The 16605-nt window shown below is 60.4% G+C and carries 10 protein-coding genes, 1 rRNA gene and 1 pseudogene; 6 read left to right on the forward strand and 6 right to left on the reverse strand.

Annotation, left to right across the window (positions count from 1 at the left end; translation table 11 throughout):
- Positions 1 to 172 precede the first annotated feature (172 nt).
- Positions 173 to 1663, reverse strand: a 16S ribosomal RNA gene (locus IVB05_RS39035).
- Positions 1664 to 2505: 842 nt separating this feature from the next.
- Here IVB05_RS39035 and IVB05_RS39040 point away from each other — a divergent pair.
- Together IVB05_RS39040 and IVB05_RS39045 are read left to right on the forward strand one after the other, a co-directional pair.
- A complete protein-coding gene (locus IVB05_RS39040; protein ID WP_247781399.1) occupies positions 2506 to 4575 on the forward strand; it encodes a M23 family metallopeptidase in 2070 nt (689 codons plus the stop codon).
- A gap of 152 nt (positions 4576 to 4727) precedes the next feature.
- The gene (locus IVB05_RS39045; protein ID WP_247781400.1) at positions 4728 to 6347 is read left to right on the forward strand and encodes an SMP-30/gluconolactonase/LRE family protein; all 1620 of its coding nucleotides are present in this window, start codon (positions 4728 to 4730) and stop codon (positions 6345 to 6347) included.
- 64 nt (positions 6348 to 6411) lie between these two features.
- On the opposite strand, the gene IVB05_RS39050 is transcribed toward IVB05_RS39045, so the two are convergent.
- Positions 6412 to 6822: a hypothetical protein gene (locus IVB05_RS39050; RefSeq protein ID WP_247781401.1), complete on the reverse strand. Its 411-nt coding sequence runs from the start codon at positions 6820 to 6822 to the stop codon at positions 6412 to 6414.
- 171 nt (positions 6823 to 6993) lie between these two features.
- Between IVB05_RS39050 and IVB05_RS39055 the strand changes: the two genes are divergently transcribed.
- Positions 6994 to 7353, forward strand: a complete 360-nt coding sequence (locus IVB05_RS39055; RefSeq protein ID WP_247781402.1) for an SPW repeat protein — start codon at positions 6994 to 6996, stop codon at positions 7351 to 7353.
- Between the two features lie 181 nt (positions 7354 to 7534).
- A pseudogene (locus IVB05_RS39060) lies at positions 7535 to 8068 on the forward strand (hypothetical protein); the annotation flags it as partial.
- A 23-nt stretch (positions 8069 to 8091) separates the two neighbouring features.
- Here IVB05_RS39060 and IVB05_RS39065 read toward each other — a convergent pair.
- Both IVB05_RS39065 and IVB05_RS39070 read right to left on the reverse strand, forming a co-directional pair.
- Positions 8092 to 10221, reverse strand: a complete 2130-nt coding sequence (locus tag IVB05_RS39065; protein ID WP_247781403.1) for a DUF2272 domain-containing protein — start codon at positions 10219 to 10221, stop codon at positions 8092 to 8094.
- 31 nt (positions 10222 to 10252) lie between these two features.
- Positions 10253 to 11815 (reverse strand): hypothetical protein, encoded by a 1563-nt coding sequence (locus tag IVB05_RS39070; protein ID WP_247781404.1) that lies wholly within the window; start codon positions 11813 to 11815, stop codon positions 10253 to 10255.
- 22 nt (positions 11816 to 11837) lie between these two features.
- On the opposite strand from IVB05_RS39070, the gene IVB05_RS39075 reads away from it, so the two are divergent.
- Positions 11838 to 12026 carry a hypothetical protein gene (locus IVB05_RS39075; protein WP_247781405.1) on the forward strand — a complete coding sequence of 63 codons (189 nt, stop codon included), beginning with the start codon at positions 11838 to 11840 and terminating at the stop codon, positions 12024 to 12026.
- A 239-nt stretch (positions 12027 to 12265) separates the two neighbouring features.
- Here the strand turns inward: IVB05_RS39075 and IVB05_RS39080 are convergent, their stop codons facing one another.
- On the reverse strand, positions 12266 to 13090 hold the full coding sequence (locus IVB05_RS39080) for a BTAD domain-containing putative transcriptional regulator (protein ID WP_247781406.1): 825 nt from the start codon (positions 13088 to 13090) through the stop codon (positions 12266 to 12268).
- A gap of 477 nt (positions 13091 to 13567) precedes the next feature.
- Here IVB05_RS39080 and IVB05_RS39085 point away from each other — a divergent pair, with 477 nt between their 5' ends.
- Positions 13568 to 13849, forward strand: a complete 282-nt coding sequence (locus tag IVB05_RS39085; RefSeq protein WP_247781407.1) for a hypothetical protein — start codon at positions 13568 to 13570, stop codon at positions 13847 to 13849.
- Positions 13850 to 13896: 47 nt separating this feature from the next.
- Here IVB05_RS39085 and clpB read toward each other — a convergent pair whose 3' ends face one another.
- Entirely contained in the window at positions 13897 to 16536 is a 2640-nt protein-coding gene (gene clpB / locus IVB05_RS39090) for an ATP-dependent chaperone ClpB (RefSeq protein WP_247781408.1), read from the reverse strand.
- Positions 16537 to 16605 lie beyond the last annotated feature (69 nt).

Consider the following 16605-nt stretch of genomic DNA (forward strand, 5'->3'; position numbering starts at 1 on the left):
ACGCCAGCTGCATCGCACAAGCGCTAAGCCCCTGGCGCGTGTTCGTCCGCGAAGAAAGAGAAACGTAGACGGCGAAATCCCGCCAATGCAGCTCAACAATCCTGACGATCGTTGGCCACTGATGTTTCTAAAACGGTTCGATAGAAGCAAGCTTCTGAAGAACCATCCTTAGAAAGGAGGTGATCCAGCCGCAGGTTCCCCTACGGCTACCTTGTTACGACTTCACCCCAGTCGCTGACCCTACCGTGGCCGGCTGCCTCCCTTGCGGGTTAGCGCACCGTCTTCAGGTAAAACCAACTCCCATGGTGTGACGGGCGGTGTGTACAAGGCCCGGGAACGTATTCACCGTGGCGTGCTGATCCACGATTACTAGCGATTCCAACTTCATGGGCTCGAGTTGCAGAGCCCAATCCGAACTGAGACGGCTTTTTGAGATTTGCGAAGGGTCGCCCCTTAGCATCCCATTGTCACCGCCATTGTAGCACGTGTGTAGCCCAGCCCGTAAGGGCCATGAGGACTTGACGTCATCCCCACCTTCCTCGCGGCTTATCACCGGCAGTCTCCTTAGAGTGCTCAACTAAATGGTAGCAACTAAGGACGGGGGTTGCGCTCGTTGCGGGACTTAACCCAACATCTCACGACACGAGCTGACGACAGCCATGCAGCACCTGTCTCCGGTCCAGCCGAACTGAAGAACTCCATCTCTGGAGTCCGCGACCGGGATGTCAAGGGCTGGTAAGGTTCTGCGCGTTGCGTCGAATTAAACCACATGCTCCACCGCTTGTGCGGGCCCCCGTCAATTCCTTTGAGTTTTAATCTTGCGACCGTACTCCCCAGGCGGAATGCTTAAAGCGTTAGCTGCGCCACTAGTGAGTAAACCCACTAACGGCTGGCATTCATCGTTTACGGCGTGGACTACCAGGGTATCTAATCCTGTTTGCTCCCCACGCTTTCGTGCCTCAGCGTCAGTATCGGGCCAGTGAGCCGCCTTCGCCACTGGTGTTCTTGCGAATATCTACGAATTTCACCTCTACACTCGCAGTTCCACTCACCTCTCCCGAACTCAAGATCTTCAGTATCAAAGGCAGTTCTGGAGTTGAGCTCCAGGATTTCACCCCTGACTTAAAGACCCGCCTACGCACCCTTTACGCCCAGTGATTCCGAGCAACGCTAGCCCCCTTCGTATTACCGCGGCTGCTGGCACGAAGTTAGCCGGGGCTTATTCTTGCGGTACCGTCATTATCTTCCCGCACAAAAGAGCTTTACAACCCTAGGGCCTTCATCACTCACGCGGCATGGCTGGATCAGGCTTGCGCCCATTGTCCAATATTCCCCACTGCTGCCTCCCGTAGGAGTTTGGGCCGTGTCTCAGTCCCAATGTGGCTGATCATCCTCTCAGACCAGCTACTGATCGTCGCCTTGGTGAGCCATTACCTCACCAACTAGCTAATCAGACGCGGGCCGATCTTTCGGCGATAAATCTTTCCCCGTAAGGGCTTATCCGGTATTAGCACAAGTTTCCCTGTGTTGTTCCGAACCAAAAGGTACGTTCCCACGCGTTACTCACCCGTCTGCCGCTGACGTATTGCTACGCCCGCTCGACTTGCATGTGTTAAGCCTGCCGCCAGCGTTCGCTCTGAGCCAGGATCAAACTCTCAAGTTGGACTTGAAACTTTAAACCGGCTGATCACAACGTTTGACGAGGTCCCACCATATTTATCGCCTGCGATTCACATCGCGGACGACGATGGTGTAACCTATGTAAACGTGTACCGCCGAAGTCTTTCGTCCAGCCTCGAAAGATGAAAACCGAAGTTTTCAAATATTCGAGACTACGCAAGGACTCCGCCGTCCACGTTTCTCTTTCTTCATCTTCACTTGTCAAACAGCCCGGGATCGCTGGGACCCCACCCTTCCACTTCTGGAAGGTTCCCGCGCACCTCATCCGACGACAAATAACAACCGACTGTTATCGGCTGTTGAGTCACTCATCGTAATGAGGAGCTTACGGGGCGCGAAAAGATGCGTTGGCCTCGGGGGCCAATGCATCGCCGCGCTCAGTGGCCGGGTTATAGGCCCGCCCGATTGGGGTTGTCAACGCCCATCGTCAACAAATTGTCGCATCGCTCGCAAGTTTTTTGGGACGCCAAGAAGTCCCTATGTTTCGGGCCTTTGGCCGCACTTGAGCCACATTCCTGCGACGTTCTGACTATAAGGTATGCATTGAATCGCCGGTACCAGTGGGGGCTGTCGGCTTTCATCTACCTGGGACAGGCGGTCTCGAGGAACCCGTCGCCTTTCCCACGCGGCCAGGAAACTTCGAGAGATCTGCTCACCATTGACGTTCGAGTCTCCGGCCGGTTCTTCTTCCGGCCTCTGATTCCCGAATTTCCATGCGTGCGGCAACGCCATGCTCCGGAATCGCTCCCTCAAAAGGGCGGAAACGTGGGTCTGGATCGGGCGAGGGTCTTGTCGGATGTCGATGGAATTTGGGGGGACACAGGGTTGAGCCAGAAGGCGCCACGCGGGAGCGGCTATGGACGCGAGATCGGGATCATCGATCTCGGTCACGAGCCGCCACTTTCCGTCGATGGCTCCGAGGCCGCGATGATCGATCGCCGCCGTGTCTCCGTACAATGGTTTAGCGGAACTATCCTGACCGGTCTGTGCGGCGCGGCCCTCATCGGCGGCGCCGTTTTTGCGTCGCTCGACGGCGAAATGACCTTTGCCAAGGTGCCGGAGCGCGTCGAAGGCGCATTGCGCGGGGCGTTCAGCGCCAACGACCGCACCGCCAGCCTGCACAAAAGCGACCGCCTGCCGCCTCCAGGCGAATCCACCGCCTCGCGCAACGTACAGCGGGTATCCACCGTTACCCGGGTCGGCAACCGCGACGTGATGCGGGTTAGGCCGTTCGTCCGCATCTCCGGCAATCTGTCGATGACGACGAGCGATCTCAGCTCAAAAATCCCTCCGTTCAACGCCCAGCGCATGCTGATCGATGTCGGCACCACGACGCAGGCCGCTTCCGAGGATCCGAACAATCCCGAGGCCGTCGAACCCGACGCGGAGGTTTCCTTCGTAACCAAGGATCTCGCGACGGTGCTGCCGAAGGCGAAACTCGCCGCCGTGGTCGCGCTCGACGAAGTCCTGATGCGGGTGCGCGATGCCGCGAACTGGCGCGGCTCGGGCGGCGTCCGCTACACGTCACTTGCCAATGCCGCAGCCGACGCCAGCGGCGTGCAGTCCGATCTCAAGCTCGCCTACGCCACCGAAGGCAACGTCTCCGATCCCTATGCCGGCTTTGAAACCCGCGTGGTGCCGGAAAACGTCACGTTGCTTCCGAAGACCAAGGACCAGATCACTGGCGGCAATCCGTCCGGCGAACGCGTTCACGTTGTGAAGAAGGGCGACACGATCGCTTCGATCCTGCGCGATCTGGGCGCGACACCCGATGAAGCCAGGGCAGTTGCGTTGACCCTTGGCCCCCGCGGCCGCGACGGCGGCCTGAAGGAAGGCCAGAAGGTCCGCATCCTGATGGCGCCCTCGGGGCTCGGTCCCGCCGCCCGGCTGCAGCCCTATCGCGTGATTGTCGCCAACGACACCACCGTCGAAGCCGTGGCTGCCCTGTCGGACGTCGGCAAATACGTCGCCGTCGACGTGCAGAGCATGAATACCGTCGCCGAGGCCGCCACCGGCAAGGATGACGATGACGACGATGAGGATGACGGCAGCGGCGTCCGGCTTTACCAGAGCATCTACGAGACCGCCCTGCGCAACAAGGTGCCGGCCGCCGTGATCGAGGACATGGTCCGGATCTATTCCTACGACGTCGATTTCCAGCGCAAGGTGCAGCCGGGCGACTCCTTCGACGTGTTCTTCGCCGGCGAGGACGAAGGCACCAGCAGCACCGAAAAGACGGAAGTGCTGTTCGCCTCGCTCACCGTCGGCGGCGAGACCAAGAAATATTATCGTTTCGTGACCTCCGACGATTCCGTCGTCGACTTTTACGACGAGACCGGCAAGAGCGCGAAGAAGTTCCTGGTGCGCAAGCCCGTCAACAACGCGATCATGCGTTCGGGCTTCGGCGGCCGCCGCCATCCGATCCTGGGCTATACCAAGATGCACACCGGCGTGGACTGGGCGACCCCCTACGGCACGCCGATTTTCGCCTCCGGCAACGGCGTGGTCGAGAAAGTCGGCTGGGAAGGCGGTTACGGCAAATATGTCCGCCTGAAACACAACAACGGCTACGAGACCGCCTACGGCCACATGTCGGCCTTTGCCAAGGGCATGGAGCCCGGCAAGCGCGTGCGCCAGGGCCAGGTGATCGGCTTCGTCGGATCGACCGGCATGTCGACCGGCGCCCATGTCCATTACGAAATCCTGGTCAACGGCCGCTTCGTCGACCCGATGCGTGTCAAGCTGCCGCGCGGCCGCTCGCTCGAAGGCACGATGATGGCGAGCTTCGAAAAAGAGCGCGACCGCCTCGATGTCCAGATGAACAACCGCGGCAGTGCGGCCCGCGTCTCCGAAGCCGCCGGCGCCGCGCCGCAGACGCGTCAAGTGAGCCGCTAAGCCTTCGATAATATCTTGAAAATCGAATGGGGCTTCTCACGCCCCGTGTCGGATTTATGGCGGCGGCACAGCGCTTTTTGCGACAGTTTCGTTTGCCAAACGGCCAGCCGCGACAAATACTGCCGCCCATAAAAACACTGGGAGGACGCGTCATGACGAGCAAGCTTGCACTTTGGGCGACTGTGATCGTTGCAGGCACCACGGCCGGCGCATCGGCGCAGACCTATGAGGTTACCAAGCTCGTTCCGGGCTCAGCGGTTCATGGCGTGCACGGGCTCGGGATCGACAAGTCCGGTCGCCTGTTCGCCGGCAGCGTCGCGGGCGCCGCGCTCTACGAGGTCGATCGCAATAACGGCACGGCGAAGATTGCGGTCCCCTCCCCCGAAGGCATGTCCGACGACATCGCTTTTGCGCCCGACGGCACCATGGCCTGGACGGCCTTCCTCACCGGCGATCTCTATTCGCGCAAGGGTGACGGCCCAGTGAAGAAACTCGCCTCCGGCCTGCCCGGCATCAACTCGCTCGCGTTCCGCAAGGACGGACGGCTGTACGCGACCCAAGTGTTCCTCGGCGACGCGCTCTATGAGATCGACGTCGAGGGCGTGAAACCGCCGCGCAAGATCATGGAAAAGATGGGCGGCCTCAACGGCTTCGAGTTCGGACCCGACGACATGCTATACGGCCCGCTGTGGTTCAAGGGCCAGGTCGCCAGGGTCGACGTCGACAAGGCCGAACTCTCCGTGGTCGCCGACGGCTTCAAGATTCCGGCCGCGGTCAATTTCGATTCCAAGGGCAATCTCTTTGTGGTCGATACCGCGCTCGGCCAGTTGGTGCGGGTCGATCCGAAGACCGGCGCGAAGAAGATGGTCGCGCAGCTCAAGCCCTCGCTCGACAATCTCGCCATCGACGACAAGGACCGCATCTTCGTCTCCAACATGGCCGACAACGGCATTCAGGAGGTCGATCCGGAAACCGGCGCTGCCAGGCAGGTGATATCAGGCAAGCTGGCGCTGCCCGGCGGCATCGGCGTCGTCTCCGACGGAGGCAAGGACACGATCTACATCGCCGACGTGTTCGCTTACCGCACCGTGGACGGCGCGACCGGCGAGGTCTCCGAACCGGCCCGCATGCATGCCGATGGCGTGACGCTGGAATATCCGATGAGCGCCACCGCCAACGGCGACGATGTGCTGCTGTCGAGCTGGTTCACCGGCACGGTGCAACTGATCGACCGCAAGACCGGCAAGACGAAGGAGATGCTGCACGACTTCAAGGCGCCGCACGACGCGGTCAAGCTTGGCGACGGCAGCATTCTCGTCAACGAACTCGGCAGCAAATCGCTGGTCCGCGCCAGCGGCGAGCACGGCAAGGACCGCACCGTGGTGATTGGCGGCCTCGAGGGCCCGGTCGGCCTCGCCGCCGGATCGGGCGGCACGGTCTATCTGACCGAAGCCTTTGCCGGCCAGGTCTCGAAGGTCGAAGCCAACGGCGAGAAGACCGTGGTCGCCAAGGATCTGAAGGGACCCGAAGGCATCGCGCTGGCACCCGACGGCAAGCTGATCGTGGCCGAGGTCGGCGCCAAACGCATCGTATCGATCGACCCGGCCAGCGGAGCCGTCACCGAGATCGCCGCCAACCTGCCGATCGGATTACCGGCCGCACCCGGCGGACTGCCGAGCAACATTCCGACCGGCGTCGGTGTTGGAGCTACGGGCGTGATCTACTTCTCGTCGGATATCGAGAACGCGATTTACAAGGTAGTGAGGAAGTAGCCGCGCTAACAACGCCGGCTCCGCGCCTTTTGGCGATAGCGAGCGGACGACGGGCCGCAGCCGTCTAGCGAGCGCCGTTGGCGCAGATTAGAAAGACGATTCCCAGCGCCGTAAGACCGAATGCCACGGCCGCAAGCGGCAGCAGCATGTCGATGGCGGCCTGCGTGCCACGAAGCCGGCCGCCCCAGACCACGAAGTCGCCCCTTCTCCAATCGCGCAGTGAAATGCTGTTCGGATGCCGCTCGTTGGGCATCCGGTGCCTGCTCCAGACCAAGGACAGCGACCAAGGCAGCATCACCGCGACCAGCAGCAGGACACTCACCATCGCGAGCGGAAGCCCGATGTCACTTTGGCGGTCGAACAAGATCCAGGCCGCGGCGGCGAACCAAACGACAAGACCGACCGCGGCGCCGTAAATGCCCGGGTGAAACTGATCGAACACGGGTGCGTCGCGGGCAACGAGTTCCCTGGTCATAAAAGCGCCTCCTGCCTCGGGATCGGGAAGATTTCTACCGGAGCACGCCCTCCTGCTCAGGCAACAACCGACCGTGGCCACCCCGGTTTCATCAAATTTTCCGCCCGACCGCGGAACCGGCACACGGTTATCCGGTTGATTTGCATAGGAAAACCTCCAATGGAGGCTGTCATGGAGAACTGGACGAACGCAAAATTCTGTGACGTCGCGAACTTGGTCCTTGGTGCGGTTCTTCTGTTATCGCCCTGGATATTTGGGTTCGACGCCGGAATGGTCTCTGCGAATGCTAATATTACCGGTCTCGTTATCGCGGTTCTTGCGGTCGCGGCACTGGCGGCATACGCGGTCTGGGAAGAGTGGTTGAACCTCGTCGTCGGACTTTGGGCGCTGGTTTCGCCCTGGGTCCTGGGCTTCCAGGGAACCACCGCGATGACCGTACATGTGGTGATCGGCGGGGCCGTGGCGATCCTGGCGGCGATCGAACTCTGGATGATGTCCCAGAACCCGCCTCGGCTGACGACGAGCCGCTGAGGCCAAACTTTTTGATAAGCCGGCCCCGGCGTTGGACAAGTCTGCCCGGCGCCGGGTTGGTGAATGAACTCGAACGGTGCGGCGATAGTGGTTTGTGCGTCACCGCTCCGGAATTTTCAATATTGCACTTGTTGCTACCGATCCCGGTCCGACTGTAAAGGCGATGACGGCCCGCGCTTGAACTGGTTTCATCGGTACGGTGCAACTGAGCGGCAAGACGGAGGAGATGCTGCACGGTTTCAAGGCTCCGCACGACGCGGTCAAGCTTGGCGACGGCAGCATGCTCGTCAACGAACTCGGCAGCAAATCGCTGGTCCGCGTCAGCGGCGAGCACGGCAAGGACCGCACCGTGGTGCTTGGCAACCTCGAGGGGCCGGTCGGCCTCGCCGCCGGATCGGGCGGCACGGTCTATCTGACCGAAGCCTTTGCCGGCCAGGTCTCGAAGGTCGAAGCCAGCGGCGAGAAGACCGTGGTCGCCAAGGATCTGAAGGGACCCGAAGGCATCGCGCTGGCACCCGACGGCAAGCTGATCGTATCTATCGATCCAGCCAGCGGAGCCGTCACCGAGATCGCCGCCAACCTGCCGATCGGATTGCCGGCCGCCCCCGGCGGACTGCCGAGCAACATTCCGACGGGTGTCGGAGTTGGGGCCACGGGGGTGATCTACTTCTCGTCGGATATCGAGAACGCGATTTACAAGGTGGTGAGGAAGTAGCAAAGACGCTGCCAGCGCTGACGCTAGTTCTTCTTCATCACCACAAACGAGAGATTCTTCTTGTCGCGAAGCCGGCCCTTAGCATCCAGCTTGAGCGTCTTTTTCGTGACAGAATCACTAACGTTGCCGCCAATCAAGTCGGCTTCACCAGCTCTGACTGCAACCACTATGTCGCTGTGACTCTCATAGTCCGTCCTTTTGTCGAAGAGCGCTTGGGCTTGTTCGAAAGTCATCCCTCTCGTGCGCCCGGCACCGACGATGTCGCCGGGCGCCAAAACTGCTTCGGCTTCGTCGATACGGAAGCCCCAGTAGGCCTTGCTCTTGTCTTTGTCCCTGCGAGCCTTGATGGCCTCACGAATATAGGTTGAGTGTGACTGCGAGAACGTGAACTCCGACGCGGATGCGCCCGACTGCCTGACCATGCAGGAGATGGCGACAGCCGACCAAAAATATGTGTCATTTGCTATCGCCGAGAGCGAGGGGGTAGCGCCCAACGGCTTGCAATAAGTCTCCAGGACATAGGTCGCGAATGCGGGCTCGTTGTCCGTATGATGGATTTTTCCGGGCACTGAATTACCCCAGAAATCCCATTCCTTGATGGCGGCGGCAACAATCGACAAAGTCGATTTGTCCGGCGTGATAAGCGGGCCCTGCGGCTTGCCGTCACCCGAGAACACCCAAGCGTCCTTGCCTAGCTGAATCGCGTGGCCTTCCGGGGGATGATAGTCGTCCGGGAAGCCATGAACGTGCGAATTTGGAGCCGTGCCGTACCGGGCTATCGGGTTGGCTGCGATCGGCGGCCCCCAACTAGGATGCGACGTGGTGGGGTTAAAGAAGTGGGTAGCTCCTCCAATCTTGCTGGCGGCCCCTTTTGCCCTGCCTTGAATGTGGTTCAGCACAATCTGGAAGTGCGCAGCCGGCGCTTCGGGCAGATGTTTCCAGGTGCCAATGGCATTGATTGCCGAAAATTGCTGGCTCTGATCGATGACGCCTTGAATTGTCTTTGGAAATTCCTTGGAGGGATAAATGCTGCGATTGAAGATCGTGTCGACGACAGCGGCGAGTGCATCGGTCAGCACATTGACGCCGAACTGTTCTCCGAAGTTTCCCACCTCGCTTTCGCTGACACGCGCCAGCGCATCGACATCCTGATCCGTAATCGTGATGACGTTTCCGCTGAACTGGACGCCGAAGATCGGATCATCCACATCCGCAGGAATACTTTTCTTGATTTCGTTCGCCAGCTTCTCGACTTCTTTAAATCCGTCGGCGAGCTTCTTCGTGCAGTTTTCCAACGCCGTTGCTATCGTGGCGGAGCCGTTTGCGTTGAAAATGGCCTGGTTACGTTGGAGGAAAGCGTCCCGAACAGCGTCGTCGGGGTAAATCTGCTTGACCACCTCCACCGACGCCTGGCCGGCATTAGTCTTCTCTGCCTCGAGGAACTTTGCCGTGGCATTCGATCCGAAGCTTTTGTCGTCGGAGAACATGTGCGCAAGATACAGATCCACCGCGCTCACGCCGCGATCCGTGATGAGGCCCTTGAGCAAGCTCGCCGATTTTGCCGCTAGCACTGCGGCAACGACGCACTGAGCGGTAGGAAACTTGATCTGATCGGCGGTGAGGCCTTCGTTATCGGCCAGTTTCAGCAGTTCCGCCCAGGTTTCCTTCGTGAATTGATATACGCCAAATGCCAACGCCCCGGCAGGGTCATTGGTTGTAACGTCGGTGGCGGTCCACTGCCCCCCACTTTGGGCAAAAGCCAGTGCATACAGGTAAGCCGGATTGGTCTTGTTCAACTCCGCCTGCACATAGCACGCATCCGCAAATGCCTCCCGCGTGACCTTGATGGGAAACGGTTCGAAGCCCGGCGATTCCGCAACTTCGGTACCTTCGTCGACGAGCAATTTATCCGAAATAAATCCCTTTCGGCTTGCGGGATCGATTCCACCTATCGCCTCGACGAATACCCACTTGAACGATTTGCCATCAGTGGCTTCATTGACCTCCGGTTTTGCGCCGGTATTCACCTTCTCACCTTCGAGGACCTGTAGATTCCCGTTGCCATCGCCCGGGTCGATGAAAGTGAGCGGCAAGAACTTCGGTTCTTTGCGCAAAAACTGCGAAAGCAAGACCTTTTTTACGACCACAGCCATGATCTGCTCCGGGAATTAAGGGCGACTCACATCAAGAAGGAACACAGACGCCGCTGACCCAGTCATATGACTTTTGGTTTAAGCGGTCGGCCTTTGGAACAGTTGAACCGGTCTTGCCTGTTGCGGCCATGATGCCGGCTCGCGTCGACGCATCAAAGATGCCCGTAGGCCTTACGTTCGGATCGCAGCTGGCAAGTGCGGTCTGGAAACTCTTAATTGCGACATCGTCTGGAAATCGGAATTTTTCAAATGCCGTGACATAACCACGGTCTGCGCCTGAAGAATCCCTGCTGCAAACCCTTGCATCCAGGAATATTTGCAGTTCAGTCGCGGTTCTGATCTCGTTGTTGACGGGCCTGAACAGAGGCTCTGTCCTCTTTGCGACTCTACTCATATTTGCAGCCACTTTGGCTTGCCGAATGGCTTCCCTGGTGGACCCGTCGAATTCTCCGGTCGCATCGGTACACAAATTTGCCTGCAGCATCTGTCCACTGGACTTGGGCAATTGTTTTTCAACTTCCGTAGAGCCACCTGCCATTTTCACCGCAGGCGGAGGGCCACCGGATTGACCCGCAACGCCCGGCAGTTTCCCCCGCGGGCCCTCCGGCGGAATGGACCTGATCAAGGTGTTCGCCAGGATCGACCTGCGGATTTGCTCGGCATTGCCCTTGTCGGCCGGCGTGTTGCCGGCGACGCTGTCGCGAGTCCGCTGATTGACCAAATCTTCGATATAGAATGGCGTACAGATCAACAAATATTCACGCAACACGTGCACGGCGTCCGGTTGAAATGCGATCCGCACATTCAGCGTCTCGCGATATTGCAGGCGTTTCTCACGGACCAGAACCGAGACAGTTGATTTCTCAATTTCGAACAGCAAACGCGAGTAGTAGTTTGTGAAGGAATTGCTCGCCAGGCCGAAGGCCAAGCCTGCGATCGCTATCGGCGCGGCGCCAACGCCGGTCGTGAACATCAGCGCTTCGGTAAAAGTCCTCGTGTCGCTAATCTGGCTTAAGATGGCGTTTCGGTCGCGACGCCGACTGGCGAGCCAAGCGAGATAACCGTCGCAGCGACGATCGATATCGTTGAAACCGGCGCTCACCAAAGCCGACCATTGGGCGGCTCCGTACCGGCTCATGTCACAGGAAACCATGGCATCAGATGTCTCGGCGACAAGCCTGGTTCCTCCAGCCTGCGCGCATAGATAGGTGAGATAGGCATCAAGCCGGCGGGTCGCTTCCGCCATGTCCGCAACCGGTAGCTCCGTGCCGATTCCTTCCTGAATCAGCTTCTCTTCGAGGACGCTACAGCTGCTCACCAACAGCGCCAACGCAACACCGCTCGCAACGATACCCGCACGCATCGCACGCTCCCACATCTCCCGCACAAATCCCTTGTAATTCCTAAGCGAGAGTGCCGCGGCAAAAGCAAAAAAAACTGCCGCGTGGCGCACGATGGCAATCGGCCCATCGTGACAAGCACGAGCGAAGTCGCGGCCCCGCGGGGCTTTCGCTCGCGGCGGTTGGCTCTTACTGGTTGGGTGATCGGCTCCGCACACGCGATATCTCTCAATGCTCAGGTTTTGATGGTTCAATGTCCAAACGCTCCTGCCCGTCATGCTCGCCGGCGGCTGCATTCAAGTTGGAGGTGACAATCGCAAAGGCGCGCTGCACATCGTCGACCACGTCGCGCCGGCGGGTGTTGATGTTGCGGACCAGGACCCGCCAACGCGCGTGTTCGCTGGCATCGGCGCTTTCACGCCAGAAGCGAAGAATGAAAACCTGATCGAGCAGTGGTCGTTGTGAATCCATGCGCCGACGGTCGCATGGCCTGAACTCGGGACAATCCTGCGATCGTTCGGGAATTGTCGTCGTCCGCTCACGGCCGGTCCACGATCCGCTACCCGGCGGATCGGCTATGGATCACGGCAAGATCACGGCGCGCCCCGGGAAAGCCGCGGGTTTCGCCCTGTCCGGACTTGGTCGACGGTGTGAGTGCGGAGTTTGCCGGGTAAAGCTGCCGTCCGAGGCCGGGCGGCTAGCGCTTAAATTGCAAAAATCTGCTTCTCGTCCCGACCGATCAGGCGCGCGCGCAGGCGCTGAGCGTTTTCGGCATTATGCAGGTTCTTGATCTCTTCGATGATCGCACGTGTCGCCGGAAGCGGCGAAATGCCGAGCTCCTTCCGGATCAGGCCGATCCAATGATCGTAGTACCTGATGGCATCGATTCGTCTTTCATCGAGCGCGAGCAGGGTCAGGAGATGCCGAACCAGCTCTTCACGATAGGGATCGAAGCGCAGCGAATGACGGGCGAGCTGGATCGCGTCGTGGTAGTAACCACAAAGCCCGAGATGACGAACCATGATCATGGCCGACTGGATGAAAAGGGAGTGAAGCCGCTCGCGTTCTTCCAGGATCCATTCGGCATCTTCGCCGTCCAGAAACGGCCCCTCGTACCGATACAGAACCGCGAGAACCTCCTTCATTCTCGCTGGTTCCGGCTGGGCCTCGGGCCCACTGAGCGTGCTCCGTGCGGCGTGAAGCAACGCCCAAGTGTCAACGTCCAGCCACGGCGTCTTCTCAAGAATGGTCTCGGGGCCAACGGTCCTCAAACCGTGGCCGTCCTGGTATTCGGGAGACGACGCAAGCAGCTTCCGCAGCCGCCAAACCGCAGAGTTCATGGCTCGGCGCCCCCTCTCGGTATCCAGCTCCGGCCAAAACAAGTCGATAAGCCGCTCGCGGCGATGCGGACGATCCGGAAACGTGAAGAGGAATCCAGCCAATCGCCGCCCGGCTGGGCCGAGATCCGACCAAATCTGTTCGTTACTACTGGTAACTCGACTGGCACCGAACAAACTAACGCTCAACACGGCCGTCCCCTCCCCGCGCGAAAAGAGCACACCTAAAAATGTCGTTCTGGCTTTCAGCCATTCCAGTTCAAAATTGCTGTCTCAACTTAAAATTGTCGATTCTCAAAAAAGCGCGCGAAGTCAAGGATTCCTCAACAGTCCAAACCAACGCCAGCTCTACGATACCCACGCCACGCCACGCATCGCACGCTCCCCTTAACTCCCTGTTAGGGATTGTGGGGACCGGGAACTAAGTTGTTCAAGGAGAATCTCACAGCTCATGCGAGATGACGCGATACGTGTCTCTTTTCGACAACACCCTCTTTCCGTGCACGAGCCGTGCGCACGGTGAAGTTGCGGTATCAGGAGGTGCTTCGTGCGGGCGTGGGCGTCTTCGCTTTTTCTCGTCCCACCGCCTCCAATTTTCATTCGTTGCCGGGGAACGGAATGGGAGCGGACTGTTTGGTTTGATCGGCAAGCCCTCGATGGAGGAGTGTCATGGCAAGCCTGTCGGGATCCCTGCGCATTACCCGGGACGACGTTATCAAGGCGATCGGTGCCGCCGACGACGTGACCATCGCCCAGATGATCGCGACCGGTGCGACCGTCGACGAACTGGCTGAGGCCCAGGCCTGGATGGCCAATGACGAGCCAATGATGAATTCAGGCAGGCCGCTGGCGACGGGGCGGGTTCGCGAGCTCGTCGATATTCTCGCCGAACTCGAGCCCGACGATGACGAGGATGGCCGGGGAGCGCCTGCTCCCATCAGTCAGGAATGAGATGCCCCGGCACGCGCGGGCCGCGCGCCGGAGCACATCCTGTTAGGTCAGTTCAGCTTACGCTTCGGCACCGGCGCTTCGAACTGGGAGATCTCAGCGGTCTGCGCCGCCTGGCCGTTGAAGGTCAGCACGTTGCCTTCCGAGGAGATCACGACGCGATCGCCGTCAGCGATTTCGCCGGCGAGGATCATCTCGGCGAGCGGGTCCTGCAGGTTGCGCTGGATCACACGCTTCAGGGGCCTGGCGCCGTAGGCGGGATCCCAACCCTTGGCGGCCAGCCAGTCGCGCGCCGCGGCATCCAGCGTCAGCGTGATCTTGCGATCCTCCAACAGCTTCTGCAGGCGAGCGAACTGGATCTCGACGATCCGGCCCATCTCGCTCTTCTGCAACCGGTGGAACAGGATGATCTCGTCGACGCGGTTGAGGAATTCGGGCCGGAAATGCGCCCGCACCATGCCCATCACCTGCTCGCGCACCGCTGACGTATCCTCGCCCTCCGGCTGGTTGACCAAAAATTCCGAACCGAGGTTCGAGGTCATGATGATCAGCGTGTTGCGGAAGTCGACGGTGCGGCCCTGGCCGTCGGTCAGGCGGCCGTCGTCGAGCACCTGCAGCAGCACGTTGAAGACATCGGGATGCGCCTTCTCGATCTCGTCGAACAAGACGACCTGGTAGGGCCTGCGCCGCACCGCTTCGGTGAGCGCCCCGCCCTCGTCATAGCCGACATAGCCGGGAGGCGCGCCGATCAGCCGCGACACCGAATGCTTCTCCATGTATTCGGACATGTCGAGGCGGACCATCGCGGTCTCGTCGTTGAACAGATATTCCGCCAGCGCCTTCGTCAGCTCGGTCTTGCCGACGCCGGTTGGCCCTAAGAACATGAACGAGCCCATCGGCCGGTTCGGGTCCTGCAGCCCCGCGCGCGAACGACGCACCGCGGTTGCCACCGCACGCACGGCTTCGGCCTGGCCGACCACGCGCTTGCCGAGCTGGCCCTCCATCTTCAGGAGCTTGTCCTTTTCGCCCTCCAGCATCTTGTCGACGGGAACGCCGGTCCAGCGCGACACCACCTGCGCGATGTGGTTGGCGGTCACCGCCTCCTCCATCATCTCGCCGGCATCTTCTTTGGCTTCGATGTCCGCCAGCTTCTTTTCCAATTCCGGAATCCGGCCATAGGCGAGCTCGCCCGCGCGCTGGAATTCTCCGCGGCGTTGCGCGTTCGCCAGCTCGATGCGCAAGGCGTCGAGCTCGCTTTTCAGCTTCTGTGCATCGGAGAGCTTGTTTTTCTCCGCGCTCCAGCGCGCCGTCAGCGCCGCCGACTTGTCCTCGAGATCGGCCAGCTCCTTTTCCAGGGCCTGCAGGCGGCTCTTGGAGCCGATGTCGGTTTCCTTCTTCAGCGCTTCCTGCTCGATCTTCAGCCGGATGATTTCCCGGTCCATCAAATCGAGCTCTTCCGGCTTGGAATCGACCTGCATCTTCAGCCGCGCCGCGGCCTCATCCATCAGGTCGATCGCCTTGTCGGGCAGGAAACGGTCGGTGATGTAGCGGTTCGACAGCGTGGTCGCGGCGACCAGCGCGGAATCCGTGATGCGAACGCCGTGGTGCTGCTCATACTTGTCCTTTAACCCGCGCAGGATCGAGATCGTATCCTCGACTGTCGGCTCTGAGACGAACACCGGCTGAAAGCGGCGTGCCAGCGCGGCATCCTTCTCGACATGCTTGCGGTATTCGTCGAGCGTGGTGGCGCCGATGCAATGCAGCTCGCCGCGCGCCAATGCGGGCTTCAACAGGTTGGACGCGTCCATCGCGCCGTCGGCCTTGCCGGCGCCGACCAGGGTGTGCATCTCGTCGATGAACAGGATGATCGAGCCCTCGGCGGTGGTGACTTCCTGCAGCACGGCCTTCAGCCGCTCCTCGAACTCGCCGCGGTATTTGGCGCCCGCGATCAGCGAGCCCATGTCGAGCGACAGCAGCTTCTTGTCCTTCAGGCTTTCCGGCACGTCACCGTTGAGGATACGCAGCGCCAGGCCCTCGACGATGGCGGTCTTGCCGACACCGGGTTCGCCGATCAGCACGGGATTGTTCTTGGTGCGGCGGGAGAGCACCTGGATGGTGCGGCGGATTTCCTCGTCGCGGCCGATCACCGGGTCGAGCTTGCCGTCGCGCGCGGCCTGCGTCAGGTCGCGGGCATATTTCTTCAGCGCGTCGTAGGCATTTTCGGCCGTCGCGCTGTCGGCGGTCCGGCCCTTGCGCAGCGATTCGATCGCCGAATTGAGGTTCTGCGGCGTGACACCGCCCTTGCTGAGGATGCTGCCGGCCTCGCTGCCCTTCTCGAGCGCGAGGCCCAGCAGCAGCCGCTCGACCGTGACAAAGCCGTCGCCGGCCTTCTCGGCGGCCTTTTCCGCCGCACCGAAGGCACGCGCCATATCGGGCGCAAGATAGATCTGTCCGGCGCCACTTCCCGAGACTTTCGGCAGCTTCTTCAGCGCGTCCTCGGTGGCCTTGAGGATGGCGCGGGAGTTACCGCCGGCGCGGTCGATCAGACCGCCGGCCAGCCCCTCGCTGTCATCAAGCAGTACCTTGAGCATATGCAGCGACGAGAACTGCTGGTGTCCGTCGCGCATGGCGAGCGATTGCGCAGACTGGATGAAGCCGCGCGCACGCTCGGTGTATTTTTCAATATTCATATCGTCTACTTCCCTCGGCCTGCCGTCCCCACCCCTGAGGCATGATTACGGCATCTTCATTGGGTATCC

The sequence above is a fragment of the Bradyrhizobium sp. 170 genome, assembly GCF_023101085.1.
GTDB lineage: Bacteria > Pseudomonadota > Alphaproteobacteria > Rhizobiales > Xanthobacteraceae > Bradyrhizobium.

Coding starts and splice junctions, on each gene's coding strand:
- IVB05_RS39045 (WP_247781400.1), top strand. CDS start 4,728: ATGACGAGCAAGCTTGCACTTTGGGCGACTGTGATCGTTGCAGGCACC.
- IVB05_RS39050 (WP_247781401.1), bottom strand. CDS start 6,822: ATGACCAGGGAACTCGTTGCCCGCGACGCACCCGTGTTCGATCAGTTT.
- IVB05_RS39055 (WP_247781402.1), top strand. CDS start 6,994: ATGGAGAACTGGACGAACGCAAAATTCTGTGACGTCGCGAACTTGGTC.
- IVB05_RS39065 (WP_247781403.1), bottom strand. CDS start 10,221: ATGGCTGTGGTCGTAAAAAAGGTCTTGCTTTCGCAGTTTTTGCGCAAA.
- IVB05_RS39075 (WP_247781405.1), top strand. CDS start 11,838: ATGCTCGCCGGCGGCTGCATTCAAGTTGGAGGTGACAATCGCAAAGGC.
- IVB05_RS39085 (WP_247781407.1), top strand. CDS start 13,568: ATGGCAAGCCTGTCGGGATCCCTGCGCATTACCCGGGACGACGTTATC.
- clpB (WP_247781408.1), bottom strand. CDS start 16,536: ATGAATATTGAAAAATACACCGAGCGTGCGCGCGGCTTCATCCAGTCT.